General features: G+C 68.7%; 22 protein-coding genes. 11 read left to right on the plus strand and 11 right to left on the minus strand.

Translation table 11 applies throughout. The features are described from left to right. Positions 1 to 170: 170 nt before the first annotated feature. The 3 genes from recF to dnaA form a co-directional block, all read right to left on the minus strand. A complete protein-coding gene (gene recF, locus ACYX7E_RS02360; RefSeq protein WP_462078926.1) occupies positions 171 to 1,271 on the minus strand; it encodes a DNA replication/repair protein RecF in 1,101 nt (366 codons plus the stop codon). Between the two features lie 478 nt (positions 1,272 to 1,749). Next, positions 1,750 to 2,850 carry a DNA polymerase III subunit beta gene (gene dnaN / locus ACYX7E_RS02365; RefSeq protein ID WP_462078927.1) on the minus strand — a complete coding sequence of 367 codons (1,101 nt, stop codon included), beginning with the start codon at positions 2,848 to 2,850 and terminating at the stop codon, positions 1,750 to 1,752. 261 nt (positions 2,851 to 3,111) lie between these two features. Next, positions 3,112 to 4,449, minus strand: coding sequence for a chromosomal replication initiator protein DnaA (dnaA, locus tag ACYX7E_RS02370; protein WP_462078928.1), 1,338 nt, complete (start codon positions 4,447 to 4,449; stop codon positions 3,112 to 3,114). A gap of 244 nt (positions 4,450 to 4,693) precedes the next feature. Here dnaA and rpmH point away from each other — a divergent pair, with 244 nt between their 5' ends. The 5 genes from rpmH (at position 4,694) to ACYX7E_RS02395 (ending at position 9,822) form a co-directional block, all read left to right on the plus strand. Next, a complete protein-coding gene (rpmH, locus tag ACYX7E_RS02375; protein ID WP_047138036.1) occupies positions 4,694 to 4,834 on the plus strand; it encodes a 50S ribosomal protein L34 in 141 nt (46 codons plus the stop codon). 97 nt (positions 4,835 to 4,931) lie between these two features. Next, positions 4,932 to 5,354: a ribonuclease P protein component gene (gene rnpA, locus ACYX7E_RS02380; protein ID WP_462078929.1), complete on the plus strand. Its 423-nt coding sequence runs from the start codon at positions 4,932 to 4,934 to the stop codon at positions 5,352 to 5,354. 13 nt (positions 5,355 to 5,367) lie between these two features. Beyond that, positions 5,368 to 7,080, plus strand: coding sequence for a membrane protein insertase YidC (gene yidC, locus ACYX7E_RS02385; RefSeq protein ID WP_462078930.1), 1,713 nt, complete (start codon positions 5,368 to 5,370; stop codon positions 7,078 to 7,080). 100 nt (positions 7,081 to 7,180) lie between these two features. Then, the gene (gene mnmE / locus ACYX7E_RS02390; protein ID WP_462078931.1) at positions 7,181 to 8,521 is read left to right on the plus strand and encodes a tRNA uridine-5-carboxymethylaminomethyl(34) synthesis GTPase MnmE; all 1,341 of its coding nucleotides are present in this window, start codon (positions 7,181 to 7,183) and stop codon (positions 8,519 to 8,521) included. 239 nt (positions 8,522 to 8,760) lie between these two features. Further along, positions 8,761 to 9,822 (plus strand): energy transducer TonB, encoded by a 1,062-nt coding sequence (locus tag ACYX7E_RS02395; RefSeq protein ID WP_462078932.1) that lies wholly within the window; start codon positions 8,761 to 8,763, stop codon positions 9,820 to 9,822. Between the two features lie 52 nt (positions 9,823 to 9,874). Here ACYX7E_RS02395 and ACYX7E_RS02400 read toward each other — a convergent pair whose 3' ends face one another. The 6 genes from ACYX7E_RS02400 to ACYX7E_RS02425 form a co-directional block, all read right to left on the minus strand. Further along, on the minus strand, positions 9,875 to 10,822 hold the full coding sequence (locus ACYX7E_RS02400) for an NAD(P)/FAD-dependent oxidoreductase (protein WP_462078933.1): 948 nt from the start codon (positions 10,820 to 10,822) through the stop codon (positions 9,875 to 9,877). Then, the gene (locus ACYX7E_RS02405) at positions 10,812 to 11,267 is read right to left on the minus strand and encodes an Rrf2 family transcriptional regulator (RefSeq protein ID WP_462078934.1); all 456 of its coding nucleotides are present in this window, start codon (positions 11,265 to 11,267) and stop codon (positions 10,812 to 10,814) included. The genes ACYX7E_RS02400 and ACYX7E_RS02405 overlap by 11 nt, the downstream gene beginning before the upstream one ends. Positions 11,268 to 11,408: 141 nt before the next feature. Beyond that, positions 11,409 to 12,578: an ABC transporter permease gene (locus ACYX7E_RS02410; protein WP_462078935.1), complete on the minus strand. Its 1,170-nt coding sequence runs from the start codon at positions 12,576 to 12,578 to the stop codon at positions 11,409 to 11,411. After that, positions 12,575 to 13,333, minus strand: a complete 759-nt coding sequence (locus tag ACYX7E_RS02415; RefSeq protein WP_462078936.1) for an ABC transporter ATP-binding protein — start codon at positions 13,331 to 13,333, stop codon at positions 12,575 to 12,577. Before ACYX7E_RS02415 ends, ACYX7E_RS02410 begins: the two co-directional genes overlap by 4 nt. 187 nt (positions 13,334 to 13,520) lie before the next feature. After that, a complete protein-coding gene (locus ACYX7E_RS02420) occupies positions 13,521 to 15,038 on the minus strand; it encodes an alpha/beta fold hydrolase (protein ID WP_462078937.1) in 1,518 nt (505 codons plus the stop codon). A 195-nt stretch (positions 15,039 to 15,233) separates the two neighbouring features. Continuing rightward, positions 15,234 to 16,475: a site-2 protease family protein gene (locus tag ACYX7E_RS02425; protein WP_462078938.1), complete on the minus strand. Its 1,242-nt coding sequence runs from the start codon at positions 16,473 to 16,475 to the stop codon at positions 15,234 to 15,236. A 222-nt stretch (positions 16,476 to 16,697) separates the two neighbouring features. Here ACYX7E_RS02425 and ACYX7E_RS02430 point away from each other — a divergent pair, with 222 nt between their 5' ends. After that, positions 16,698 to 17,951 carry an OsmC family protein gene (locus tag ACYX7E_RS02430; RefSeq protein ID WP_462078939.1) on the plus strand — a complete coding sequence of 418 codons (1,254 nt, stop codon included), beginning with the start codon at positions 16,698 to 16,700 and terminating at the stop codon, positions 17,949 to 17,951. Positions 17,952 to 18,093: 142 nt separating this feature from the next. Here the strand turns inward: ACYX7E_RS02430 and ACYX7E_RS02435 are convergent, their stop codons facing one another. Then, the gene (locus ACYX7E_RS02435; RefSeq protein ID WP_462078940.1) at positions 18,094 to 18,855 is read right to left on the minus strand and encodes a ferredoxin--NADP reductase; all 762 of its coding nucleotides are present in this window, start codon (positions 18,853 to 18,855) and stop codon (positions 18,094 to 18,096) included. 87 nt (positions 18,856 to 18,942) lie between these two features. Between ACYX7E_RS02435 and ACYX7E_RS02440 the strand changes: the two genes are divergently transcribed. The 5 genes from ACYX7E_RS02440 (at position 18,943) to ACYX7E_RS02460 (ending at position 24,405) form a co-directional block, all read left to right on the plus strand. Continuing rightward, positions 18,943 to 19,989, plus strand: a complete 1,047-nt coding sequence (locus tag ACYX7E_RS02440; protein ID WP_462078941.1) for an ABC transporter ATP-binding protein — start codon at positions 18,943 to 18,945, stop codon at positions 19,987 to 19,989. Next, on the plus strand, positions 19,986 to 20,804 hold the full coding sequence (locus tag ACYX7E_RS02445; protein WP_462078942.1) for an ABC transporter permease: 819 nt from the start codon (positions 19,986 to 19,988) through the stop codon (positions 20,802 to 20,804). The genes ACYX7E_RS02440 and ACYX7E_RS02445 overlap by 4 nt, the downstream gene beginning before the upstream one ends. Positions 20,805 to 20,808: 4 nt before the next feature. Then, entirely contained in the window at positions 20,809 to 21,801 is a 993-nt protein-coding gene (gene panE / locus ACYX7E_RS02450) for a 2-dehydropantoate 2-reductase (RefSeq protein ID WP_462078943.1), read from the plus strand. A 112-nt stretch (positions 21,802 to 21,913) separates the two neighbouring features. Then, on the plus strand, positions 21,914 to 23,473 hold the full coding sequence (locus ACYX7E_RS02455; protein WP_462078944.1) for an OmpA family protein: 1,560 nt from the start codon (positions 21,914 to 21,916) through the stop codon (positions 23,471 to 23,473). Beyond that, the gene (locus ACYX7E_RS02460) at positions 23,473 to 24,405 is read left to right on the plus strand and encodes a Rossmann-fold NAD(P)-binding domain-containing protein (RefSeq protein ID WP_462078945.1); all 933 of its coding nucleotides are present in this window, start codon (positions 23,473 to 23,475) and stop codon (positions 24,403 to 24,405) included. Before ACYX7E_RS02455 ends, ACYX7E_RS02460 begins: the two co-directional genes overlap by 1 nt. Before the next feature lie 13 nt (positions 24,406 to 24,418). On the opposite strand, the gene ACYX7E_RS02465 is transcribed toward ACYX7E_RS02460, so the two are convergent. Further along, on the minus strand, positions 24,419 to 25,222 hold the full coding sequence (locus tag ACYX7E_RS02465) for a TatD family hydrolase (RefSeq protein WP_462078946.1): 804 nt from the start codon (positions 25,220 to 25,222) through the stop codon (positions 24,419 to 24,421). Positions 25,223 to 25,263: the final 41 nt, after the last annotated feature.

The following is a 25,263-nucleotide window of genomic DNA, read 5'->3' on the forward strand; positions in this document are numbered from 1 at the left end:
CGCGCTTGTCTGGTTGACGGCTATGTCGCCCGCGTCCCGTGCCGCGTGTTTGCGGCCCGGAGACGTTGGTGATGGGGCGCTGGTCGTGAATTATAGCATTGGGGCCACCCGTCCCCCCGCCCGGGCCCGGACCGGCCATCCAGCGGGCTCAGGGCGGCCTCACGCCGTCTTCAGGGAGCCTGCGATGCGGGCTGGACCTGGCCGTGTTCCACGTGGAACACGGCCGGATCGGCCTGTGCCGACAGGGCCAATGCGCCCGGATCGGTGCCGCTGATGAACACCTGGGCGCCGCTGTCGAGCAGGTAGGCCAGGACCCGCTCGCGATGGGCGGGGTCGAGCTCGGACGCGAGGTCGTCGAGCAGGATCAGCGGCCAGTCGCCGTCATGGCGTGCCGCGCAATCGGCCGCCTGCGCCATCAGGCAGCACAGGGCGGCCAGCTTGGCCTGGCCCCTCGACAGGGCCTCGCCGTGCGGCATGGCCTGGAACCCCATGCGCCAGTCGGCGCGGTGCGGGCCGATGCTGGTGTAGCCCAGTTTGATGTCGCGGTCGCGTGCCACCAGCAGGGCATCCGCCAGCGACATCTCGTCACGGCGCCAACCGGGCAGATAGTCCAGCCGCGCCTCGCCCAGCCCAGGCGCCAGCGCGCGGGTGATCGCGGGGAGGCCTTCCTGCAGCCGTTCGAGGTATTGCTGGCGTCGCGACGACAACGGGGTCCCCGCCTCGGCCAGTTCGTGATCCCAGGCGTCGAGCTGCCGGTGCGGGGCTCCGGAGCGCAGCAGGGCGTTGCGTTGCTTCAGCGCCCGGGTATAACGGCGCCACAGCGGCAAAAAATCATGTTCCACGTGGAACAGGCCCCAGTCCAGGAACCTCCGCCGGGCCTCGCCGCCCCCTGAGACCAGCGCGTGGCTGCCCGGTTCGAAGCTGACCACCATCATCGCGGCGCACAACTCGCCCAGGTGCTGGGTGGTCTCGCCATCCAGCCGGCCTTCCCAGGCCTGGCCGGTATGACGCAGCCCGGCGCGACGCGGCCGGGCGGTGCCGTGCTCCTGCCACTGCACGAAGACCTCGACCGCATCCTGGCCCGAGCGCACCAGTCCGTCGCGGACGCGGCCACGGAAGCTGCGGCCATAGGCCATCAGGTGTAGGCCCTCGAGCACGCTGGTCTTGCCGGCGCCATTGCTGCCCAGCAACAGGTTCAGGCCGGGCTGCGGCGCGATCTCCACCTCCGCCAGGCAGCGCAGGTTGCGGATCTGCAAGCGGGTCACCTGCATCGGCGGGCTCCCTGAGCGGGGCGACGGTGCAATGCGATCCCCGAGAGCCGGGGATTGGCGCGCTTGAGCGCGGGATCATTGATGCTGGGGCCGGAGATGCCGCCACAAGACCGGGCCCACCCCGATCCGCCTGACGTCGTTGCGGGGCGGGGCGCCACGCGCCGGATGGCGCGCAGGTCTGCGAACCCATAGCCAGGCCTGGGGCGGAGCGACGTCGTCCGGTGCTTGTTGGTGGCATGGGGCACCGACCCGCCAAGGACAGGCCCTTTGGCTGGAAGGCGACGCACTGACTTGACGGCAATGGCCTGGGAAGGCGGCTGGCGCAGGGTCCCCCCGGCGGACTTCCAGGCCGCCGTGGCGTCCGTGGCAACGGACCACCGCCGACCGTCAGCCCGCCGGGCACGCATCAGCCATGCGTCCCAAACAAAACGCCCGGGCTGGCCCGGGCGCTTGTGTTTCACGTGGAACATCCCTGGAATCACAGCCGCAGCGGCATGACCACGTGGCGGGACTTCTCGCTGCTGGCCTCGCGGACCAGGGCCGAAGAATTGGCGTCGCGCAGCTGGATGATGACGTGCTCGTCGCGCAATGCGGTCAGCGCGTCCAGCAGATAGTTCACATTGAAGCCGACGGCGAGGTTGTCGACCTTGGTATCGGCCTCGACCTCTTCCTGCGCCTCTTCCTGCTCGGGATTGTGCGCATTGATGCGGACCTGGCCCGGGAACACTTCCAGGCGCACGCCCCGGTACTTCTCGTTGGACAGGATCGCAGCACGCTGCAGCGATGCCCGCAGGGCCTCGCGTTCGATCTTGACCTCTCGGTCGGCACCGATCGGGATCACGGCCTCGTAATCCGGGAAGCGGCCGTCGATCAGCTTGCTGGTGAAGCTGACATCGTCGCGCTTGACGCGGATGTGGTTGCGGCCCATTTCCAGCACCAGCTGGCGATCACCACCCTCGAGCAGGCGCTGCAGTTCCTGCACGCCCTTGCGCGGAACGATGATCTGACGCTTGTTCTGGATCGTGTCCTCCAGCGGCGCTTCGCACAGCGCCAGCCGGTGGCCATCGGTGGCGACGCAGCGCAGGCGCTTGTCGGCGAGGTCGAACAGCAGGCCGTTGAGGTAATAACGGACGTCCTGCTGCGCCATCGCGAAGGCGGTGCGCTCGATGAGTTCCTTCAGCGCGGCTTCCGGCACGCTGACCTGCTCGGTCGCCTCGATCTCGTCGATCGACGGGAAGTCGTTGGCCGGCAGGCTCGCCAGCGTGAAGCGGCTGCGGCCGGCCTGCACGGTGACCTTGTCGCCGGACTGGCTGATGGTGACCTTGCTGCCGTCGGGCAGGGCGCGAACGATGTCGAACAGCTTGCGGGCCGGGATCGTGATCTCACCGTCCTGCGCATCGTCGACCGCGCAGCGGGAAATCATCTCGACCTCGAGATCCGTACCGGTCAGCGACAGCTGGCCGCCGTTGACCTGGGTCAGCAGGTTGGCCAGCACGGGCAGGGTTTGCCTGCGCTCGACCACGTTGACGACCTGGGCCAAGGGCTTCAGAAGGGCTTCTCGTTGCAGACTGAAACGCATGTCGATGCTTTCCCTTGTGTCAGTAGCCGTAGCTTTTCAAAAGAAGGATATAAATCAAAAACTGGTGGTGCTGGAGGGCTTCAAGTGCTGTTGATAACGCAGTCAAGCTACTGATTTGAAACAAGTTTCTCGCGTTGGAAAGTCATCTGGCCGGTCCGGTATGGCGGCAGGACAACCTGTGGACAGTTTTGGGGGCTCGGATTTATCCACAGCTTGTACCGCCTGGATCCACACCCCTTGTCCCGCCCGGTTTCCCCCGTTTTACTCACTCAACTTGCGGATCAATTTGTCCCAGTCCTCGCGCAGCTTGCCGTCGCTTTCCATCAGCAGTTTGATCTGCTTGCAGGCATGCAACACGGTCGTGTGGTCACGCCCGGCGAAGGCATCGCCGATCTCGGGCAGGCTGTGCTCGGTCAATTCCTTGGCCAGTGCCATCGCCATCTGGCGCGGGCGGGCCAACGAACGGGTCCGGCGTTTGGACAGCAAATCCTTGATCTGCAGACCGTAGTAGTCTGCCACGACCTTCTGGATGTTGGCGATGCTGATCGCCTGCTGCTGCGCCCTGAGCAGGTCGCGCAGGGTCTCCTGCGCAAACTCCGGGGTGATGCTCTTGCCGGTGAAGTTGGCGCGGGCAGCCAGCGTGTTCAGCGCGCCCTCGAGGTCGCGCACGTTGGAGCGCATCTTCTTGGCCAGCAGGAAGGCGACCTCGTCTGGCACGATCGTGCCGCGCTCACGCGCCTTGGCCAGCACGATCGCGGCCCGCGTCTCGAAGTCCGGTGGGTCGATCGCCACCGACAGGCCCCAGGCCAGCCGCGACTTCAGCCGTGGCTCCAGCCCGTCGACCTCCCGCGGATAGCGGTCGCAGGTCATGATGATCTGCTGGCGGCTGTCGAACAGCGCATTGAAGGTATGGAAGAACTCCTCCTGCGTGCGGTCCTTGCCGGCGAAGAACTGGATGTCGTCGATCAGCAGCGCGTCGATCTGCTGGAACTGGCGCTTGAACTGGTCGGCGGTCTTTTCCTGCAGCGAGCGGAAGAACGCGTTGTAGAACGTGTCCGAGCGCAGGTAGAGCACGCGCGCCGCCGGGTTGGCGCGGCGCATCTCGTTGCCGGCCGCGAACATCAGGTGGGTCTTGCCGAGCCCGGTGCCGCCATACAGCAGCAGCGGATTGTGCGCGCGGTCGCCCGGCTTCAGCGCGGCCTGCCATGCGGCGGCGCGGGCCATCTGGTTGCTGCGGCCCTCGACGAAGTTGTCGAAGGTGTAATGGCTGTCCAGGTTGCCGGCAAACGGCACCAGCTCGACGCCGCGAGTGGCCGGCGCCCCGTGCTGGGACATGGATGACACCGGCGCGGCCGCTTGCGGCCGGGGCATCGAGCCGATCTCCAGCACCACGCTCGGGTTGCCGGCGAAATGGCCCAGCAGTTCGCGGATCCGGGGCAGGTAGCGGGTCTGCACCTCGTCGCGGACGAAGGCATTGGGGGCATACAGGACAGTGGTGTCCTCTCCGCGGCGCACCTGCAAAGGTTTGAGCCAGGTGTGGATGTCCTCGGGCGGAAACTCCGCCTCCAGGCGTTCAAGGCAACGGGGCCAGACGTCCATGCAACTCTACGAAAAAGGCTGCGCGGACCGGAGAGCTCCGTGCGCAGCGCGATGGGGATACGGGACCGCAGACTACCATCGCGACCCTGCCGACGCATCCACGCTTCGCGTTGCCGCGACGCCACCGCCCTCCCATCGTCGCCCGCATCGCCGATGGCCGGCTTCAGGGCCTGACTTGACCTGACATTACCCCGGCCGCTAGAATTTCGGGTTCTTTCCCGCTTCAACATCACGCGACCACGCCATGGCCACCAAGCGCACCTACCAGCCCAGCAATCTCAAGCGCAAGCGCGACCACGGTTTCCGTGCCCGCATGGCGACCGCCGATGGCCGCAAGATTCTTGCCCGCCGCCGCGCCAAGGGCCGCAAGGTCCTGTCCGCCTGATTCCTGGCTTCGGCCAGGCATGCGTGAGTCGGGCCTGCAAGCGTCGGGCCTGGCAATGAATCACGACCGCCAGGCCTTGCTCCAGCGTCGAACCCCGATGTCGTACCCGCGCCAGTCGCGGGTACGCGCGCGTGTGGAATTCGATCGCGTTTTCAAAGAAGGCAAGCGCACCGCGTCGCCGTTGATGGCGTTGCATGTGCTGCCCGATGCCGTCGAGGCGCCCACCTGTCCACGCCTCGGGCTGGCGGTGTCGCGCAAGGTCGATGGCCGCGCCGTCGGCCGCAACCGCATCAAGCGCGCCTTGCGCGAACAGTTCCGCAGCGAACAGGTCCGGCTCAAGCCCGGTGCCTACGTCATCGTCGCCCGTCCGGGCGCCGCGCAGAGCGACAACACGGCATTGCGCAACATGTTGCTGGCATTGTTCACGCGTGCCGGCGCATTGCTGCCGGCGGGTATGGACGGCACAATGCCGCCCGCCCCCCTTCCCTCGACCCCGGCCGCGCCTGAGCGCGGCGAATGAGCTTGGCTGCCTGATGAACCAGACCCGTACCTTCCTGATCCTCGCCTGGCTGATGGTGGCCACCCTGTTGTGGATGGAGTGGGGCAAGGAAAAGGCCGTGACGGCTGCACCGACGGTCGAGACCGCCGCCGCCAGCGCCGCCATCCCCGGCGCGCCGTCGACCGAAGCGGCGACACCGGGCGCCGCAGGCGTCCCGCAGGTACCCAGCACGCCGCTGGCCCCCAATGCCGCGGCAGCCGAGACCCGCCCGGCGGCGACCACCGGCCAGGCCGTGACGATCGAGACCGACGTGCTGCGCCTGGTCGTGGACGGCGGCAGCATCCTGAAGGCCGAGCTGCTGCGCTACCCGCAGACGCGCGACGCCGGCAGCCCGCCGGTCGAACTGTTCAACAACGATCCCGCACATTTCTATGTCGCGCAGAGCGGCTGGGTCACCCAGGGCCTGCCGGCGCCGACGCACCTGTCGGGCTTCGTGCCCGAAGGCGGCGCGGGCACGCGCGTTCTGGCCAATGACGACAGCCAGCTGGTCGTGCCCTTCGTCTGGACCGGCGCCAACGGCATCAGCATCCGCCGCAGCTTCGTGCTGACGCGCGGCAGCTACGCGGTCACCGTCCGTGACGACGTCAGCAACACCGGCAGCCAGCCGTGGCAGGGCTTCATCTACCGCCAGCTGTCGCGCACCGCGCCCAACCTCAAGCGCGGCATGACCAATCCCGAATCCTTCAGCCTGACCGGTGCGACCTGGTTCGGAGAAGGCCACGGCTATACCCGCCGCTGGTTCAAGGATTACGAGGACGGCCCGGTCAACCAGCGCGCCAGGCAGTCATGGATCGCGTTCGTGCAGCACCACTTCTTCAGTGCGTGGATTCCGGCGGCCGACGACAACACCGAAGTCTCGCTGGCGACCGACAACAGCACCGGCGCGCCGCGCTACCTGATCCGCGAAATGGCGCAGACGCCGGTCGTCGTCGCGCCGGGCGCGCAGGCCTCGACCAGCGCCCGCCTGATGGTCGGCCCCAAGCTGGTCGACCAGATCAAGGCCCAGCAGGTCGCCGGCCTCGACCGCGCGGTCGACTACAGCCGCTTCTCCGGCTTCGCGCTGCTCGGCGAAGGCCTGTTCTGGGTGCTCAACAAGCTGCATGGCCTGTTCGGCAACTGGGGCTGGTCGATCATCGGCCTGGTGCTGCTGGTCAAGCTGCTGATGTTCCCGCTGTCGGTCGCGCAGTACAAATCGATGGCCAAGATGCGCAAGTTCCAGCCGCGCATGGCGCAGCTCAAGGAACGTTACGGCGACGACAAGCAGAAGTTCCAGGTCGCGATGATGGAGCTGTACAAGAAGGAGAAGATCAATCCGGTCGGCGGCTGCCTGCCGCTGCTGCTGCAGATGCCGATCTTCTTCGCGCTGTACTGGGTGCTGCTGGAATCCGTCGAACTGCGTCACGCGCCGTGGATGGGCTGGATCCAGGACCTGACCGCGCGCGATCCGTGGTTCATCCTGCCGGTCATCAACATCGCCGTGATGTGGGCCACGCAGAAGCTGTCGCCGATGGTCGGCATGGATCCGATGCAGCAGAAGATCATGCAGTTCATGCCGCTGGTGTTCGGCGTGATGATGGTGTTCTTCCCGTCGGGCCTGGTGCTGTACTGGGTCGTCAACGGCGGCCTGAGCCTGCTGCAGCAGTGGTGGATGATCAAGCGTTACAGCGAGGAGCCGGTCAAGGCCTGACCGCTTCGACCGCCCGGCTGGCGCGCCACGCGCCGCGCATGCAACCCGCCACAAGGCGGGTTGCGTGTTTCTGGCGCCCGGGTTCTGCGACCATAGCGACATGAGCCAAGCGCATGCCACCGACACCATTGTCGCGATCGCCACGCCCGCGGGCGCCGGCGGCGTCGGCATCGTGCGCGTGTCGGGTCCGTTGGCACTCGGCATCGGCAGCTCGCTGGCCGGCCGCACGCTGGCCGCGCGCACGGCGCACTACGCGCGTTTCGCCGATGCCGATGGCAGCGTCATCGACGACGGCATCGCGCTGGCGTTCCCGGCGCCGCGCAGCTACACCGGCGAGGACGTCGTCGAACTGCAGGCGCATGGCAGCCCGGTCCTGCTGCAGCAACTGGTCGCGCGTTGCTGCGCCTTGGGCGCGCGGATCGCACGGCCCGGCGAGTTCAGCGAACGCGCCTTTCTCAACGGCAAGCTCGATCTCGCCCAGGCCGAAGCCGTCGCCGACCTGATCGCCGCCAGCGACCTGCGCGCGGCGCGTGCGGCACGGCGCGCGCTCGATGGCGAATTCTCGCAGCGCGTCGATGCGATCGCCGATGCGCTGCTGGCGATCCGCGTGCATGTCGAGGCGATGATCGACTTTGTCGACGAACCCATCGAAACGCTCGGCGCCGCGCAGGTGCAGCAGCGGCTGGCGGCCACACGCGCGCAACTGGCCGCGCTGCTGGCCGACGCCGAGCGCGGACGCAAGCTGCGCGACGGCCTGCATGCGGTCATCGTCGGTCCGCCGAACGCCGGCAAGAGCTCGCTGTTGAATGCGCTGGCCGGCAGCGATCGCGCGATCGTCACCGACATCGCCGGCACCACCCGCGACCTGCTGACCGAAACCGTGCGCGTGGCCGGCATCGAACTGACCCTGGTCGATACCGCCGGCCTGCGCGACGGCGGCGATGCGATCGAACGCGAAGGCATGCGCCGCGCGCGCGCGGAACTGCAACGTGCGGATCTAGCGATCATCGTGCTCGATGCCGCCGACCCCCTGCGTGGTCGCGACGAGATCGAACAGGCGATCGCCGGCGTGCCGACGCAGTTGTGGCTGCTCAACAAGATCGACCTGCAACCCTATGCGGCGTCCGCTCCGCCGTCGATGCTGCTGTTGTCGGCACGCACCGGTGCCGGGCTCGATGCCTTGCGCACGCGGCTGGCCGCACTCGCTGGCCTCGACAGCGGTAGCGAGGGCAGCTTCAGCGCACGCCAGCGCCAGGTCGACAGCCTGATCCGCGCTTCACATGCGCTCGACGATGCCGAACAGGCCTGGCGGCAACAGGCGCTGGATCTTGCCGCCGAGGCCCTGCACCAGGCGCACGACGCGCTGGGCGACATCACCGGCCGCATCCTTCCCGACGACCTGCTCGGGCATATCTTCTCCACCTTCTGCATCGGCAAATAGCGCTGGCGCACTGGCGGTTCATCGGCCGCCCGCGTTCGGGAAGATGAATTCGCCGATGGTCACATCGGACCGCCGTCATTCCGCGCCCGGAGGCGCGCAATATTGGGCCGGCGGTCACAGTTGTCCCGGCCGCGAGTCGCCTGTTGCCGGTGCGCGCCGGGCCGGGAGTTGACAAATCCGGCCGTCTGACGCGTTCTACGCCGTGGTGCACGTTGACCGCGCCGCAAGGGGAAGCGTTGATGGTGTCGAGCAGACAAGGAACTCATCCGGGCAGGCATTGGCCGGGAATCGCAGTGCTGGCGGCCGTGCTGGCAATGGCCGGCTGCAGCAAGGATCCCGCGTCGGCGGATGCCGATGCCGAGGGCGCCCAACCCGGCGCCACCACGCCCGCCGCACCGGCGGATGCCGTATCGGCCGAGGTCGCGGCGCTGAGCAGCGAACAGTTGCGCGAGGCCGCCTCCAAGGCCTATCGCGAGAGCCGCCTGTACGCACCGGCCGGCGAGAACGCGATGGAGTACTACCTGGCGCTGCGCGACAAGCAGGCTGGCGATGCCGGCGTCAGCAGCGCGATCATCGACCTGCTGCCGATGACCGTCATCGCGACCGAACAGAGCCGAGACCGCGAGGATTTCGCCGAAGCGCGGCGCCTGCTGGCGCTGATCGAAAAAGCCGACAGCTCGCATCCGGCGGTGCGGCGACTGCGCGAGAGCATCGCCACGGCCGAAGCCGCGGTCGGCCAGCGGGCCGAACAGCAGCGGCTCAGCGCCGAACAGGACGCGCAGCGGGTGCGCCAGCTCGAGCAGGAGCGCACGCAGCAGCAGGCCACCCAGCAACAGGCGCTGGCGGCCCAGCAGGAAGCGCAGCGGCAGGCAGCCGCGCAGGCGGAGCGCAGTCGCGAAGAACAGGCCCCACAGGCACAGGAACCTGCGCGCCAGGAGCCGGCGCGTCCGGAGCAAGCGCGGCAGGAGCAGTCGCGGCAGGAGCCTGCCCGCACCGACGCCGCACCCGCCGCCGATGCCGCGCCACGACCGGCGCCCGCCGCCCAGATCCAGCTGCGTGCGATCAGCACCGTGGCGCCACGCTATCCGGCCGACGCGCTGCGGTCGAACCTGTCCGGCGAAGTCCAGGTCGAGTTCACCGTCAACGTCGACGGTTCGGTCAGCAATGCGCGCGTGGTGCGTGCCGATCCGCCGCGGGTCTTCGATCGCGAAGCGGTCGCGGCCGTGCGTCGCTGGCGCTTCGAACCGATCGCCGCGCCGGTGACGACACGCCGCGCGATCGCGTTCAGTCCGGCGAACTGAGCCGGTCGCCTGTCGCCCACTGGTGCCGCGACGCGGGGCGCCGCGCGCGACCTCAGCCGAAGATCAGCGACTGGTGCGCGGCCGCCCCGGCCATCGCGCCATCGCCGACCGCAAGCGCGACACTGCCGGCCGCGCGCGCGGCATCGCCGCAGGCGAACACGCCCGGCACGCTGGTAGCCTTCATCGCATCGGTCGCGATGAAGGGTCCGGTCGGGCCGTCCTCGAAGCGGCAGCCGAGTTGTTCCGCGACCGGGCTGGCCATGCGCGTCCGGCTCAGCGTGAACAGCCCGTCGAGTGCGATGCGGCGGCCGTCGCTCAACTCGACCGTCGCGACATCGCGCAGCTGCGCGACCGGCGTGGTGTCGATGGCGACACCGCGCGCGGCGAGTGCGGAATGCTGCGCCTCGTCGGGGACATAAGCGGCATTGGTGAACAGCGTGACCGTGCCCCAGTCCGGCAGCATCAGCGCATGGTGCTGCGACAATGGCCCGACCGCGAGCACGCCGATGCGGCCGCGCTGCAGTTCATAGCCGTGGCAGTACGGGCAATGGAACACGCTGCGGCCCCAGCGTTCGGCCAGGCCATCGATCGCCGGCAGCTCGTCGACGACGCCAACGGCCAGCACCAGGCGACGGCCATAGACCTGCGCGGCTTCATCGAGCTGCAGGTCGAAGCCATCGGTCGCGGCCTGGGCCCGGGTGACCCTGCCGTCGTGCCACTGCACGTTTGGATAGGCCAGCAATTGCCGGCGACCGTCGGTGGCGATCGCATCGGGTGCGCGGCCGTCCTGGCCGAGGAAACCATGCGAGGTGGTGGCGAAGCGGTTGCGTCGTGATCCGGCATCGACGACCAGCACGCGCTGGCGCGCGCGCGCCAGCTGCAGCGCCGCCGACAGGCCGGCATAGCTGCCGCCGATGACCACGGCGTCGAAGTGCGTATCGCGGACCCGCGCATCGGTGCGCGCGGGGGTCTCGACGGACGCCCCCTGCTCAGTGGCCATGCACGACTCCGGGCGACCGGTGCGCGGCCATGCGGCGGTTGAAATCGGCCGACAGGTCGGCCAGCGAGACCTCCCCCAGCCGTTCGATCAGCAGCGCGTGCGCATCCTCGAAGGCGCTGTCCAGCGCTTCGTTGACGGCCTGTTCGACCAGGCATTCGGGCGCGTCGATGCGATGGCCCATCGCGAACACGGTGGGCGCACCAACGGCGTCGTAGACATCGCGCAGGCTGACCTTGGCCAGGTCGCAGCTCAGCGACCAGCCGCCGCCATGGCCCTTGGCCGAATCGACGTAACCCAGGTCGCGCAGGCCTGCCAGCGTGCGTCGCACGACGACGGCGTGGCTGTGCAGGTAGCCCGCGAGCTCTTCGGAGGTCAACGGGCGCTGGCTGTGGGCCATGTGCAGCAGCACGTGCAGCACGGAGGACAGGCGGCTGTCTTTTTTCATGTAACTGATATTAGTACATGAAAGGGCGGGATGCACGCGGCGGTGCGGTTGACGGCATCTCGGACCGCCTGACCGGTGCGAAGCCGGTCAGGCGGGCGCGTTGGCGGGTGCCGGGTCCAGGCCAGTCCGGGCTGGCCGGGCTTACGCGGAAATGGCGAGCTTCTCGCGGTGGTAGAGGCGTGCGGCCAGCAGCCACAGCACGATGCCGAGGCCAAACCCGGCGCCGAGGTAGGTCGCCCATTCGACGGCGGCGATGGTCTCGCTGCGGATCAGTTTGAGGATCAGCTGGTTCTGCGCCAGGAACGGGACGGCGAACTGCCACAGCTCGTTCTTGATCGGGTTCACCATCAGCACGATCGTCGGGATGATCGGCAGGAACATCAGCACGCTCATGTAGCTCTGCGCTTCCTTGACCGATTTGACGCTGGCCGCGATCAGCGTCAGCAGCGTGGTGCCGATCAGCACCATCGGCAGCAGCACGAACAGCAGCTGCGCGATCACCGGCAACGACACCTGCACCATCCGGAACGGGCCTGGTGCGAAGGCGAAGCTGAGCTTGAACGACACCAGGATCAGCAACAGGCTGAGCATGCCGAACAGGCAGGCGGCGAGGATCTTGCCGCTCATGATCGCGCTGCGCGCGGCCGGCGTGGCCAGCAGCGGTTCCAGCGACTGCCGCTCTCGCTCGCCGGCGGTGACGTCGATGACCAGCGCCGCACCGCCGAGGAAGCTGAAGAGGATCAGCATGTACGGCAGGAACGCCAGCAGCATGCCGCGCCGCGCTTCCGGCGTGGCGACGTCGCGCTGCGCCAGCTGCACCGCGAAACCGCTTTCCGGACTGACGCCGCGGTTGATGCCGCGCAGCACGCCGACGGTGCGGCTGTACTCCATCAGTACGCCGCGCAGGCGGTTGACCGGGATCTGCGAGTCCTGGCGCGAGCTGTCGTAGATCAGCTCGACGCGTGCGCTCTTGCTGCCGCGCCACTGCTCGCCGAACTCGGGGTCGATGCGCAGCACGACGTCGTAGGTCTGCTCGCGGACGTCACGTTCGGGATCGGCCGGCGCGGGCTTGGCGGCGATGTTGCGGCCTTCGAGGAAGCGCACCAGATTGGGCGCGTGCTCGGCGCCGATCACCGGCAGTTCCAGCGTCGAGTCGAGCTGGGTGCGCATCTTCTTCTCGGCCATTGCGCCGATGCCCAGGATCAGCGCCGGGATCAGGATCGGTCCCATCAACAGGCCCAGCAGCATCGTGCGGCGGTCGCGGAACAGGTCGACCAGTTCCTTCCTGGCCACGGTCCAGATCGTCTTCATGCGTGTGCTCCCAGTGCAGCTTCGCCTTCAAGGTCGGCCAGGCGCACGAAGACGTCCTCGAGGTCGGCCAGTCCGGTCTGTTCGCGCAGTCCGTCGGGCGTGCCGATCGCACGCACCTCGCCATGCGCGATCACCACGATGCGATCGCACAGGGCCGCGACCTCCTGCATGATGTGGCTGGAGAAGATCACGCAGCGGCCCTCGCCGCGCAGGCGCTGCAGAAAGCCACGCAGGCCGCGCGTGGTCATCACGTCCAGGCCGTTGGTGGGTTCGTCGAGGATCACGTTGCGCGGATCGTGCACCAGCGCGCGTGCGATCGCGGTCTTGGTGCGCTGGCCCTGCGAGAAGCCTTCGGTGCGGCGGTCGAGGAAATCCTTCATCACCAGGGTCTCGGCCATCTGTTCGATGCGCTGCTGGATCGTGGCCTCGTCGAGGCCGTGCAGGCGACCGAAATAGGCGATGTTCTCGCGCGCGGTCAGGCGCTTGTAGACGCCGCGCGCATCGGGCAGGACGCCCAGCCGCTGGCGGACCTCGGTCGGCGCCTTCTGCACGTTGAGGCCGTCGACCTCGATGCTGCCCTGGTCGGGGGCCATCAGCGTGTACAGCATGCGCAGCGTGGTCGTCTTGCCGGCGCCGTTGGGGCCGAGCAGGCCGGTGATTTCGCCATCGCGGGCTTCGAAGCTGACGCCGCGCACGGCATGCACGGTACCGCTCTTGGCCTTGAAGGACTTGTGCAGGTTGTCGATACGGATCATGGCAGCACCTTTTCATGGTCTTGGCGGAGCTTGCGCAGGGTGTGTGGCCGCGCAGAGCAAGGAAAAGCGAGGGAGTACATGCCGATGCATGACCGAGCGATGACGCCGTGCTGCGTGGTCACATGGCCTGCCCAACGGGTGGCCGCGATGCGGCCACGCAGGCGGCGACAAGGCCGCGGAAAGGTGCTCACGGCTCCCAGCCGTAGTTGCCGGCGAACGGCGGTTGTGCGGACAGACGCTGCAGGCATTGCGCGTCGAGCGTGGTGGCATCGGCGCTCTCGATGAACTGCGCGAACAGCTTGGGCATGCAGCCGGTGCCGAGCACGCTGTGGCCCTGCCCCGGCAGCACCAGGTGACGTCCCTTGGGCAATTGCGCGATGACCTCGTCGCCGTAGCGCGAGGGCGTCACCGGATCGAACTCGCCACTGATCGCCAGCACAGCGGCATCGCCGGACAGCGGCGCGCGGAAGTCGGCCGCGCGCTGGCCCTTGGGCCAGACCGCACATTGCGCCTTGGCGAAATCCACCAGCGCATTGCCGAGCACGGTGTCGGAATCCTCGCGGTTGGAGGTGAACTCGTCGGCGTCCTCGCTGCACATCACCGACAGCTGCATGCCGTGCGCGAACGCGTCGCCCAGTTGCGCGGCCAGCATCGCCGACTGCGATAGCAGGCTTTCGTAACGCTGCTGCGCGGCTTCATGCAGGACCAACGGGAGCGTCGACGCCATCTGAGGCTGGTACGAATACATTCGCAGCAGGCCGGCGAGATGCGCGAAGCTGGGCACCTCTTCGCGCCATTCGCCCGAGGTCGGATCGCGGAAGCGTACCGGCGCCAGGTGGCCGGCCTGCAGGCGCTCGCGCACCAGCGCCAGCTGCTGGCCGGGATCGCCGAGGTTGCGTGCGCAGGCGGCGTCCTTGCGGCACAGCGCGAACTGCTGCTCCAGCGCGACTTCCAGGTTGCGCGCATGGTCCTGGCCGAGCACCAGCGTGTTGGGCACTACCGAGTCCAGCACCACCGCGCGGGTCTGCGCCGGATAGGCCTTGGCGTACTGCTGCGCGACGCGCGTGCCGTAGGAGATGCCGACCAGGTTGATCTGCGGCGCACCCAGCGCGGCGCGCACGGCGTCGAGGTCGCGGACATGGTCGCCGGTGGTGTAGTAGCGCAGATCGCTGTCCCTGGACAGGGTGTCGCGGCACTGTTCGGCGAACGTGCGCGCGGCGTCCGGGGTTTCGGTGGCCGGGTCGCCGAAGGTGTTCTTGCCGTCGTCGTCGCGGCATTTCAGCGGATGCGAGCCACCAGTGCCGCGCGCGTCGACGAGCACGACGTGGCGGTTGCGGCGCACGTCACCGAAGGCCGCGTGCACCATCGGATACGACTCGATCGCCGATTGTCCGGGCCCACCGGCGATCATATAGATCGGGTCGGCTTCGGCCATGCCCTTGGCGGGTACCAGCGCGATCGCGAGGTCGATGTGGCGACCCTCGGGGGCGTCATGGTTCTCGGGCACCGACAAGGTGGTGCACTGCGCTTCCACCGATTCGGCGCCGACGGCGCTCAGCGAGCAGGGCTTGAATGACAGGCTGCCGTATTCGAGCGTGCCGTCCTCGCCGGCGCGGGGGCCGGCCGAGGGTTGGTCGGCGCTGTTACAGCCGGCCAGCAGCAGGGCGGCGGCCAGCAGTGAAACCGGGCGTATCCAGGGCGTCATGAAGGGCTCCTCTGGGGGAATGGATGGATCGGTGGGCGGGCGCGGTAGCCGGCCCAGGTGCGATGCGGGGATCGGGCTGCAGTGTCTTGAATGGCCAAGACGCGGCGAGGTCCCCGATTGTGACCGGGCCATCGTGCGACACGAGGGCCTGTGCCTACATCTGCCATGCGACCTGTCCGGCGGGCGTGGCCGTGCTCAAGCGGGCAACGCCGCATCGATGCGGTCGAGCGCTTCGGTCAGCAGCACCGCGTTGTACGGATAGGGCGTGCGTGCGACCAGCGGCCGCGCAGCCTGCGAGGCCGTGCGCGCGCCGGTGTGGTCGCCGGCCAGCAGAGCCTGTTCGGCGTCCAGCCAATGGCGGAACGGCGACAGGTCGGTGACGCCGCCTTCGCACAAGGGGCGCCAGGCAGCGACCAGCGCAGGGTCGCGCAAGGCCTGCGCGGCGTAACCGGCGAGGTCGATGGCCAGATGCGGGCGAAAGGCTTCGGTGACCTCGGCATAGCGCGCCTGCACGCGCTGCGCGGCATCGGCGGCGCCCGCCAGGTCGTTGCGGTCGAGCAGGTGCGCCAGGCGCAGGCTGTCGGCGCTGACCGACAGCAAGGCGTTGGCCGCGTCGTCGTCGGCGACCCCCAGCAGGCTCACCGGCCAGTCGCGGGGACGCTGCCCGGCGATCGCCAGCGCCAGCACCTGCTGCAGCCGCAATTGCAATAGGGCATCTGGCGATTGCCGCGCAAGGTCGAGCAGGACCCGGCCATCGGTGCGCAGGCCGCCGGCCATGAACGGCACCAGGTTGACGCCGCCCAGCAGCGCGCTGCTGAGCACGAAGCCCAGCACCAGCGCGGAGACTGGGGACGGCAAGCCTGGACCCAGCCAGGCGACGAGCGCAAAGGCGAGTGCCGCCGTCAGCAGGTTCGCCAACGGCCCACCGGCCAGGAAGATGGCCTGGTCCAACCGCGATTGCCCGCGCGTGGCCTGCGGGACCAGCGCCGCGAAGCCGCCGATGCCGCGGATGCCATGTGCGCGCCGGAACCGCCAGCCATCGAGGCCGCGCTCGGCCCGCAGTGGCCCGATGCCGATCGCGACCGCCCGCATGCCACGCGCGATGCCGCACAGCGCGTGGCCGGCTTCGTGGATCACCACGACCGGCCAGAACGACAGCACCATCCCGGCCAGCAGCCATAACCCGTTGATCGCAGGAACGCCCGATGTCGAGGGCCCGAACGCACGTGCGCCGAAGCGGCCGACGGCATAGCCGGCGATCGCGCCTCCGACCAGGAAGCCGAGGAACCCCAGGACGATGCGCAGCCTGGGCTTGCGGCGACGGGTGGCGACGACCGGCGGTGGGTAGAGCCGGGCATGGCGGGGCGTCCCGGCCTGCGCGGCGGGATCTTCCGCCTCGGTGGCATGCGCCGAGAGGCTCATCGCAGGCAGACGCATCGCAGGCGCACCGGCAGGGCCGCGCTCGAGTACGGGCCGCGCGGCTTTTCGGGCCGGCAGCGCGTGCGGGACGGACCAAAGTTCATCAGGACAGGAATACGCATCCTTTGGCCGGGATGGCGAAGATTCGTAGGGTAATCGATTGCCGCCGCGCGGCATGCGCGCGGCGCCGCGCCCGCTTGACCGTCACCCCCACCCGCTGCCACAGGCATCCACACCACTATGGCCATCCCACACAAGCGCCTGCGCAACAGCGCATTGGCATTCGGCATCACCGCCGCCCTCGCATGGGGCGCAAGCCTGCCGCTGGCTCCCGCTCTGGCCCAGTCGGCGGCGAACCGGAGCACCTCCGCCGCGTCGACATCGGGCGCAGCCCCGCGCGGCGAGTCGTTGCGCCCACAGCTGGCCATCAAGCGCGCCGCGCTGGATCGCCTGGCCGCGCGTCCCGCTGGCGAGGCCGAGGCGCAGGCCCTGCAGGCCAGGGTCACGGCGGAAAGCCGGTCGGGCGTGCGCCGGCTGCGGATCGACGATTTCCAGTACCTCAGCGACAGCGGTCGGGATTTCGGCGGCTACAACCTCGGCGCCGGCTCCTGGGATACCGAGGTCGCCGTGCTGGCCAGCGCCGTCGCCGACGAGTTCGTGATCCAGGCCGCGGCCGGCGGGATCGCGCTGGACGCACTGGACGTGGTGTTCACCAGCCATCCGGATGCGCCATCGACCGCCGCCAGGGACACTCGCGTGCGCTATCCGCGCAACCTGCGCTATGTGGCGCATATCGATTCGCCGGCCAGCGATGTCGAACTGGAAACGCTGCGCCAGGCGGTGGAGCGAGTGTCGCCGGTGCTGAACCTGATCGCCGAGGCGCAGCCGGTCGGGCACGGCCGCATCGTGCATACCGTCAGCCCCGCCCAACGCGACCCCGGGCTGCCACCGGGCCTGCGCGACTTCCTGGTCGAGAAGCGCAGCGCGATCCTGCGCCGGCAACAGCTGGCGAAGACCCGGCCATCGGAACCGTATGCCCTGCGCGCGCACGCCCGCGTCGAACCCGGGACCGGGTTGCGTGAGATCCGCACCGGTGACGGCAATTTCCAGTTCATCCACGACAGCCGTCGCGAGCTCGGCGGCCATGGCCTGGCAGCCACGGTCGAGCAGCACCAGCTCGGCGTGCTCGGCACTTGCCTGACCCATATCTTCGAGATCCAGGCCGCGACCCGCGAGGTCGTGCTCGACGGGCTGGAACTGACCTTGCAGGCCACGCTGACGCCGCGCATCGGTGCGGGCGCGCAGTCGCCGCCGCGCTACCGGGACATCCAGTACACGGTGCATATCGAATCGCCGGCGTCGGCGCAGGAGATCGAAGGGTTGCGCGATGCGGTCGAGGCGACCTGCCCGGTCTACAACCTGCTCAAGGATCCCCAGCAGATCGCCGGCAGCATTGTGCGCGGGCGCTACGTCGCGGAGGCGGCCACGCGCTAGACGCGTCGCCGGCACTCGGACCTGCAGGCGACGCGCGTTGGCTGGACATCACGCAGCGCAAGACACGCAGCGCAGGGAATGCGGGACACGCGCCAGGGACGGCGCAAGTGGGAGCAGCGGAGCTGCGTAGCGGACGCGCCGGCTACTTGCTGCTGACGTACTTCTCGCGGCGGATCCGCGGGATCGGCAGGCCGTGTTCCTTCAGCGCCTCGAAGCAGGCATCGACCATGTCCGGGTTGCCGCACAGGTAGGCGATGTCGCCTTCGGGGTCGGGTGCGAACTCCGCGAGGAACTGCTGCACGTAGCCGTGGCGGACGTCGGCATGCGCCTGGGGGCCGTCGGTGGCCGGCAACTCGCGCGAGAAACACGGCACGAACCGGAACCCCGGATGTGCCTTGGCGAATGCGCGGAACTCGTCGCCGTACAGCAGTTCGGCCGGCGTGCGGGCGCCCAGCAGCAGCAGCACCTCGATGCCGCGCTCGCGCATGGCGGTGTCGAGCAGCGGCAACATCGCCCGGTACGGCGTGACGCCGGTGCCGGTCGCGATCAGCAGGTAGCGGCGGTTGGCGTCGGTCGGCATCAGGCAGAAGCGCCCGAACGGACCGCTGGCCTCGACCGTGTCGCCCAGCGCCAGGCCCTCGAACAGCGCGGTCGCCGAGCCGCCGGGCACGTAGCTGACCGCCATCTCGACAGTATCGCCGGGGCCGTTGGCAGGGTCGTGGAGGGAGGCCAGCGAATACGAGCGCTTGGTCGCGGTGCCGTCCGCGTACTGGAAGTGCACCTGCACGAACTGCCCGGGAATGAAGTCCAGCGGCTGGCCATCGTCGCGGACGAAGACCAGGTGCGCGACGCTGGGGGCCAGCATCCGGCGCGCGGTGAGTTTCAAGGTGAAATGAACAGGCACGGGCGAAACAATGCGTTACCGGGCCGCTGCCCGAGAGGCGCCTATACTAGCGTTTCGCCACACCCACCGTGGCTGTGAAGGCCATCCATGACCGCAGCAACCCAGCCCGTCGCGGGTGCGCCCGCGCTGGGCATCCGCGATCTCCGCAAGACCTACGACACCGGCGTGCAGGCGCTGAAAGGCGTCTCGCTGGACGTCCAGCCCGGCGACTTCCATGCCCTGCTCGGCCCTAACGGCGCCGGCAAGAGCACGCTGATCGGCATCGTCTCGTCGCTGGTCAACAAGACCTCCGGCGACGTCCGCCTGTTCGGTGTCGACCTGCATACCCAGCGCGATGCCGCGATGCGGCTGATGGGCCTGGTGCCGCAGGAGATCAACTTCAACCTGTTCGAGAAGCCGCTCGACATCCTCGTCAACTACGCCGGCTTCTATGGCATTCCGCGGTCCGAGGCGATCCAGCGTGCCGAGCAGGAGCTGCGCCGCGCGCAGTTGTGGGACAAGGCGACGACGATGTCGCGGACGCTGTCGGGCGGCATGAAGCGCCGGCTGATGATTGCCCGCGCGATGATGACGCGACCGCGGCTGCTGATCCTGGACGAGCCCACCGCGGGCGTCGACATCGAGATCCGCCGCGACATGTGGAACACGCTGCGCGAGATCAACGCCGCCGGCACCACGATCATCCTGACCACGCACTACCTCGAAGAAGCCGAGAGCCTGTGCCGGACGCTGGCGATCATCGACAAGGGTCGCATCGTCGAGCAGGGCCCGATGCGTGCGCTGCTGGCCAAGCTCGATATCGAGGGCTTCCTGTTCGACGTCGAAGGCGGGCTGCCGCCGGTGCTGCCCGGGATCGAAGGCGCGACGCTGCACGCCACCGACGACCACACCCTGGACCTGGACATGCCGCGTGCGATGGACCTCAACCGCGTGTTCGCGGCGTTCGACGCCGCCGGCATCCGCGTGCGCTCGATGCGGACCAAGTCCAACCGCCTCGAAGAACTGTTCGTGCGCATGACCGGCCCGGGGGCGGCCCAGGCCGCGCAGGCGCTGGCGGCGAAGGAGCTGGCAGCCAGCGATGCCGCGGGCGCGCAGACCACGCCCGCGCGGACCGGTACGGAGAACGCAGCATGAGTACGTCATCCCTCGATACCGGGCCTGTCGCGACGCCGCCGAGCACCGCCTCGCGCAACTGGGTCGCGCTCGGCACCATCGTGCGCCGCGAAGTGGTGCGCATCCTGCGCATCTGGGCGCAGACCCTGCTGCCGCCGGCGATCACGATGGCGCTGTACTTCCTGATCTTCGGCGGTCTGATCGGATCGCGCATCGGCGACATGGGCGGCTTCAGCTACATGGAGTTCATCGTGCCCGGGCTGGTGATGATGAGCGTGATCCAGAACAGCTACGGCAACATCTCGTCGAGTTTCTTCGGCGCCAAGTTCGGCCGCCACATCGAAGAGCTGCTGGTCAGCCCGATGCCGAACTGGGTGATCCTCGGCGGCTATGTCGCCGGCGCGGTCGCGCGCGGCCTGCTGGTCGGCATCATCGTGCTGCTGATCGCGATGTGCTTCACCTCCGTGCGCATCCCGCATCCGCTGGTGACGCTGACCACGGTGCTGCTGGGCGCGACGATCTTCTCGCTGGCCGGCTTCATCAACGCCGCGTACGCCAAGAAGTTCGACGACGTCACCATCGTGCCGACCTTCATCCTGACCCCGCTGACCTACCTAGGCGGCGTGTTCTATTCGGTCAAGCTGCTGCCGCCCTGGGCCGAGGCCGCCACGCACGCCAACCCGATCTTCTACATGGTCAACGCGTTCCGCTACGGCCTGCTCGGCACCTCCGACGTGCCGCTCTGGATCGCGTACGCGTTGATGATCGCTTTCGTGCTTGCGATGGGCAGCCTGAGCCTGTGGCTGTTGAAGCGTGGCGTGGGCCTGCGGAGTTGATGCAATGAGTCTTCGAATCCTGATTCTCGGCGCCGGCGGGACCGGCGGCTATTTTGGCGGCCGCCTGGCGCAGTCCGGTGCCGATGTCACCTTCCTTGTGCGCCCGGCGCGCGCGCGGGAGCTCGATCGCGACGGCCTGCGGATCCGCAGCCCGCTCGGCGATGCGCGCATCGACGTGGCGCACGTCACCGCCGAGGCCCTGCCGGCACGGGTGGCGGCGCAGCCGTTCGACCTGGTGATCCTCAGCTGCAAGTCCTACGACCTCGACACGGCGGTCGACGCGATCGCGCCGGCGATGACCGGTGCGACCACCTTGATGCCGATCCTCAACGGACTGCGCCACTATCCGCTGCTCGATGCGCGCTTCGGGCGCGACCGGGTGTTCGGCGGCCTGTGCTTCATCAGCGCGACCAAGGGACCCGAGGGCGAGATCCTGCACCTGGGCAAGCCGGCGTCGATGACATTCGGCGAGCGCGATGCCGCGCCGGCCGATGGCGCGGCCAGCAGTGGCGAGGGGACGAGTGCGCGCGGGCGCGCCCTGTCGGCGCTGTGCGAACAGGCTGGCATCGACCATAAGCTGTCGACGCAGATCGCGCTGGACCAGTGGATCAAGTACAGCTTCCTGACCGCGCTGGCGGCAGGCACCTGCCTGATGCGCAGCCATGTCGGCGGCATCGTCGCCAGCGAAGGCGGCGCCGCGTTCATGGCCGGCCTGCACGAGGAATGCCTGGCGGTCGCCGCCGCGGCCGGGCATGCGGTGCCCGACAAGGCACGCGACATCGCCCGCGCCACGCTGGTGCAACCCGGATCGGACACCAAGGCATCGATGCTGCGCGATCTCGAAGCGGGGCAACGCGTCGAAGCCGCGCAGATCGTCGGCGACATGCTGCAGCGTGCACGCCAGGCCGGCGTCGACGCACCATTGCTGCAGACCGCGTGGGTGCACCTGCAGGCATATGAAGGCGTGCTCGAAGCCGCGCGGTCGGCGCAGGCCTGATTCGACGGAGGTCGGAACGGTTGCAGGCGATGTCGCGTGCCGGAAACCGTCGCGGTTGTTTCGCATCGATCGGTTAATCTCTGCGCTCCCAACGACGCAGGAAGTGCCAGGCATGCGGATGCAGATATCGGTGATCGGAGCAGGATTCGCCTTGCTGCTGTCGGCGTGCGGTGGCAAGCCCGCGGCGGACGCTGGCGAGCAGGCGACCAGCCCCACGACCGCTGCCGACGGCAATGCCGCAAGCGACGTGCCAGGCGAGGCAACCACCACGGGCGAGCCTACCGCTACCGGCGAACAGGCCGCATCGTCATCGGGCTTGCAGGCCAGGGACGGCAGTCCGGTGCCGGTGCTCGCGTTCGACATCGACAGCGTTCCGTCGAGCGGGCAGACCCTCGGTGCATTGCCGTTCTTCTCGATGCCGACAGGCTACGGCCCGCTCAATCGCGTGCATCAGCGTGCCTACGCCCGTTTCCCGTTCCGTCTCGGCGATGGCGTGCACTGGGTCGAGGGCCCGAGCTGGTCGGCGCGGATCGCGATCGACCGCGACGTCGCGCCTGACAAGACCTATTCGGCGCTGGAGCTGCGCCGCAACCTCGAGGCGGTGTTGACGCAGGCCGGCGCGAAGCAGGTCTTCGACGGTCCGCTGTTGCGCGACATCTATTACGGTCCGCAGCTCGAGGACGAGATCGGCGGCGGTTTCATCGATGCCGTCAACCTCGAACAGGACACGCCAACCCGCGTGTTCGTGATCCGTCAGGTCGCGCGCAACATCTGGGTCCAGCTGAGTTTCGATACCCATGGCGCGGGCATGGTCGTCGTCGAGGAGGTGCCGTTCCGCGCCACCGCCACGTTGGCGCAGGCGTTCCCGTACGTGACGCTGCCGGCAGGTTACAAGGAGCGCAATCGCATCGAGCAGCGCGACTTCGACATGTTCCCGTTCTGGACCAGACAGGCGTTCGAGGAGGTCGAAGGCCGGACCTATGCGATCGACTTCGACAAAAGCGAGCGCGAGTATTCATTGCATGAAGTGCGCCGCAACCTCGCGGCGATGATGGCCGAGGCCGGTGGCGTGCTGGTGTTCGAAGGCCGCATCGGGAAGGCGCAATCCGACAGCGTCGACAAGGCGGTCAAGCAGACCTACAGCTCGGCGGCCGGCTACAGCTGGGACGACTACGACAGCCAGGTCTACCGCATCGACCGCGCCGATGGCAGGCAGGCCTGGGTCTTCGCCAAGCTGCACTATCTCAGTGCCGGCATCGTCGTCGCCGAGCGCGAGGGCTTCGTGCAGACCGCCGGCCTGCTGCCCGCCGATGCGCTGAAGCGCGAACTCGATGCCGATGGCCGCGTCGCCATCCAGATCAACTTCGCGACCGACAAGGCCGACCTCATGCCCGATGCGCAACCGCAGATCGAACAGGTGTTGGCGTTGCTGAAGAACGATCCCGCGTTGCGGCTGTCGATCGAGGGGCATACCGACAACACCGGCGGCGCCGAGCACAACCAGGCCCTGTCGGAAGCGCGCGCGGCGTCCGTCGTCGCCGCGCTGACCGGTGCCGGCATCGACGCTTCGCGCCTGCAGGCCAAGGGCCTGGGCCAGGCCGTGCCGGTCGCCGGCAACGACGACGAACCGGGGCGCGCGAAGAACCGGCGCGTGGAGCTGGTCAAGCGCTGATGCCGTCGACCGGCCACGCCACCGCTGCCGGGTCCGGCCTGCCGCAACGTGTGCTGGTGTTCGGGCTGGGCTACACCGGCCGGCATCTGGCGGCGCGGCTGCAGGGCCTGGGCGTGGACTGCGCCGGCACGGTGCGCAATCCTGCGATGCCTGCCCCGCAGGCCACGACATCGGGCGCCAGCAGGCTGTACCGGTTTGCCGACGACGCCAGCGATCCCGCGCTGTTGCAGGCGATCCACGACGCCGACGCGATCCTGGCCTCGATTCCGCCCGATGTTGCCGGCGATCCCGCGGCGCGCGTGTTCGCCGACGCCATCGCGCAGGCGCCGCGACTGCGCTGGCTCGGTTACCTGTCGTCGACCGGCATCTATGCCGATCGTGGCGGCGGTGTGGTCGATGCACACAGCCACGCCGATGGCGACGATGCCACCGCGCACGCCCGGCGGGTCGCGGAATCGCAATGGCGCGCGCTGGCGCTTCGGCGCGGCGTGCCCTGCGCGGTGTTCCGGTTGGCCGGCCTGTATGGTCCGGGACGCAACGCGCTGGTGCAACTGGCGCAGGGTCGTGCACGTTACCTGGATCGTCCCGGCACGCTGTTCAATCGCGTGCATGTCGAGGACGTCTGTAGCGCGATCCTGGCCTCGCTCGAAACCCCCGCGGCATCGGCCGGCGATGCGACCTGGTTGCTGGCCGACGACCTGCCGGCATCGCCGCGCGACGTGCTCGCGCATGCGGCGCGCTTGAGCGGGCGCACACTGCCGCCGCCGCTGGCCGACGACGATCCGACGATCTCGCCGGCCCTGCAGCGCTTCTACGCCGGCAGCAAGCGCATCGACAACCGCGCCAGCAAGACCGGACTGGGCTGGACACTGCGCTATCCCAGCTATGTCGAAGGCCTGGACGCCGCTTGGGCGGCAGGCGATGGTCGCTGAGGCCTTAGGCGCCTCAGAACGCAGGCAGGCCGAAGAACGCGCGTGCGGTCGCCGTGGTCGCCTCGATGGTCGTGGCCACGTCCTCGCCACGGTCGCGCGCGAGTTCCTCGACGATATGCGGCAGGAACGCCGGCTCGTTGCGGCGCTCCTTGGGCATCGGCTTCAGGGTGCGCGGCAACAGGTACGGCGCATCGGTCTCGACCATCAGCCGATGCCCGGGAATGTTGGGCACCAGCTCGCGCAGGTGCTGGCCGCGGCGCTCGTCGCAGAGCCAGCCGGTGATGCCGATGTGCCAGTCGCAGTCGAGGTAGTCGAACAGTTCGCGGCGCTCGCCGGTGAAGCAGTGCACGACCGCCTGGCCGAGACGGCCGTCGAACTCGCGCATGATCCCCATGAAGTCCTCATGCGCGTCGCGCTGATGCAGGAACAAGGGCTTGACCACACCCTCCGCCGCAAGATCCGCGGCGATCTGCAGCTGGCGCTCGAAGGCCTTGCGCTGCGCCGGGCGCGGCGAGAAATCGCGGAAGTAATCGAGCCCGCATTCGCCGACGGCGACGACCTCGGGATGCGCGTGCAGCGCACGCAGTTCGGCATCGCATTCGCTGGTGTACTCGGCCGCGTGATGCGGGTGCACGCCGGCGGTCGCATACAGCAGGCCCGGATGCTGCTGCGCGAGCTGCAGCGCCAACGGCGAATGTTCGCGGCTGGCGCCGGTGACGATCATCTGCGTGACGCCGGCATCGCGCGCGCGCTGCAGCACCGCGTCGCGGTCGCGATCGAAACTGTCGTGGGTCAGGTTGGCGCCGATGTCGATCATGTGGCCGGGGACTGCAGGAACGGGAGACGCGATTGTAAGAA

It is taken from the genome of Luteimonas sp. RIT-PG2_3 (assembly GCF_054902115.1).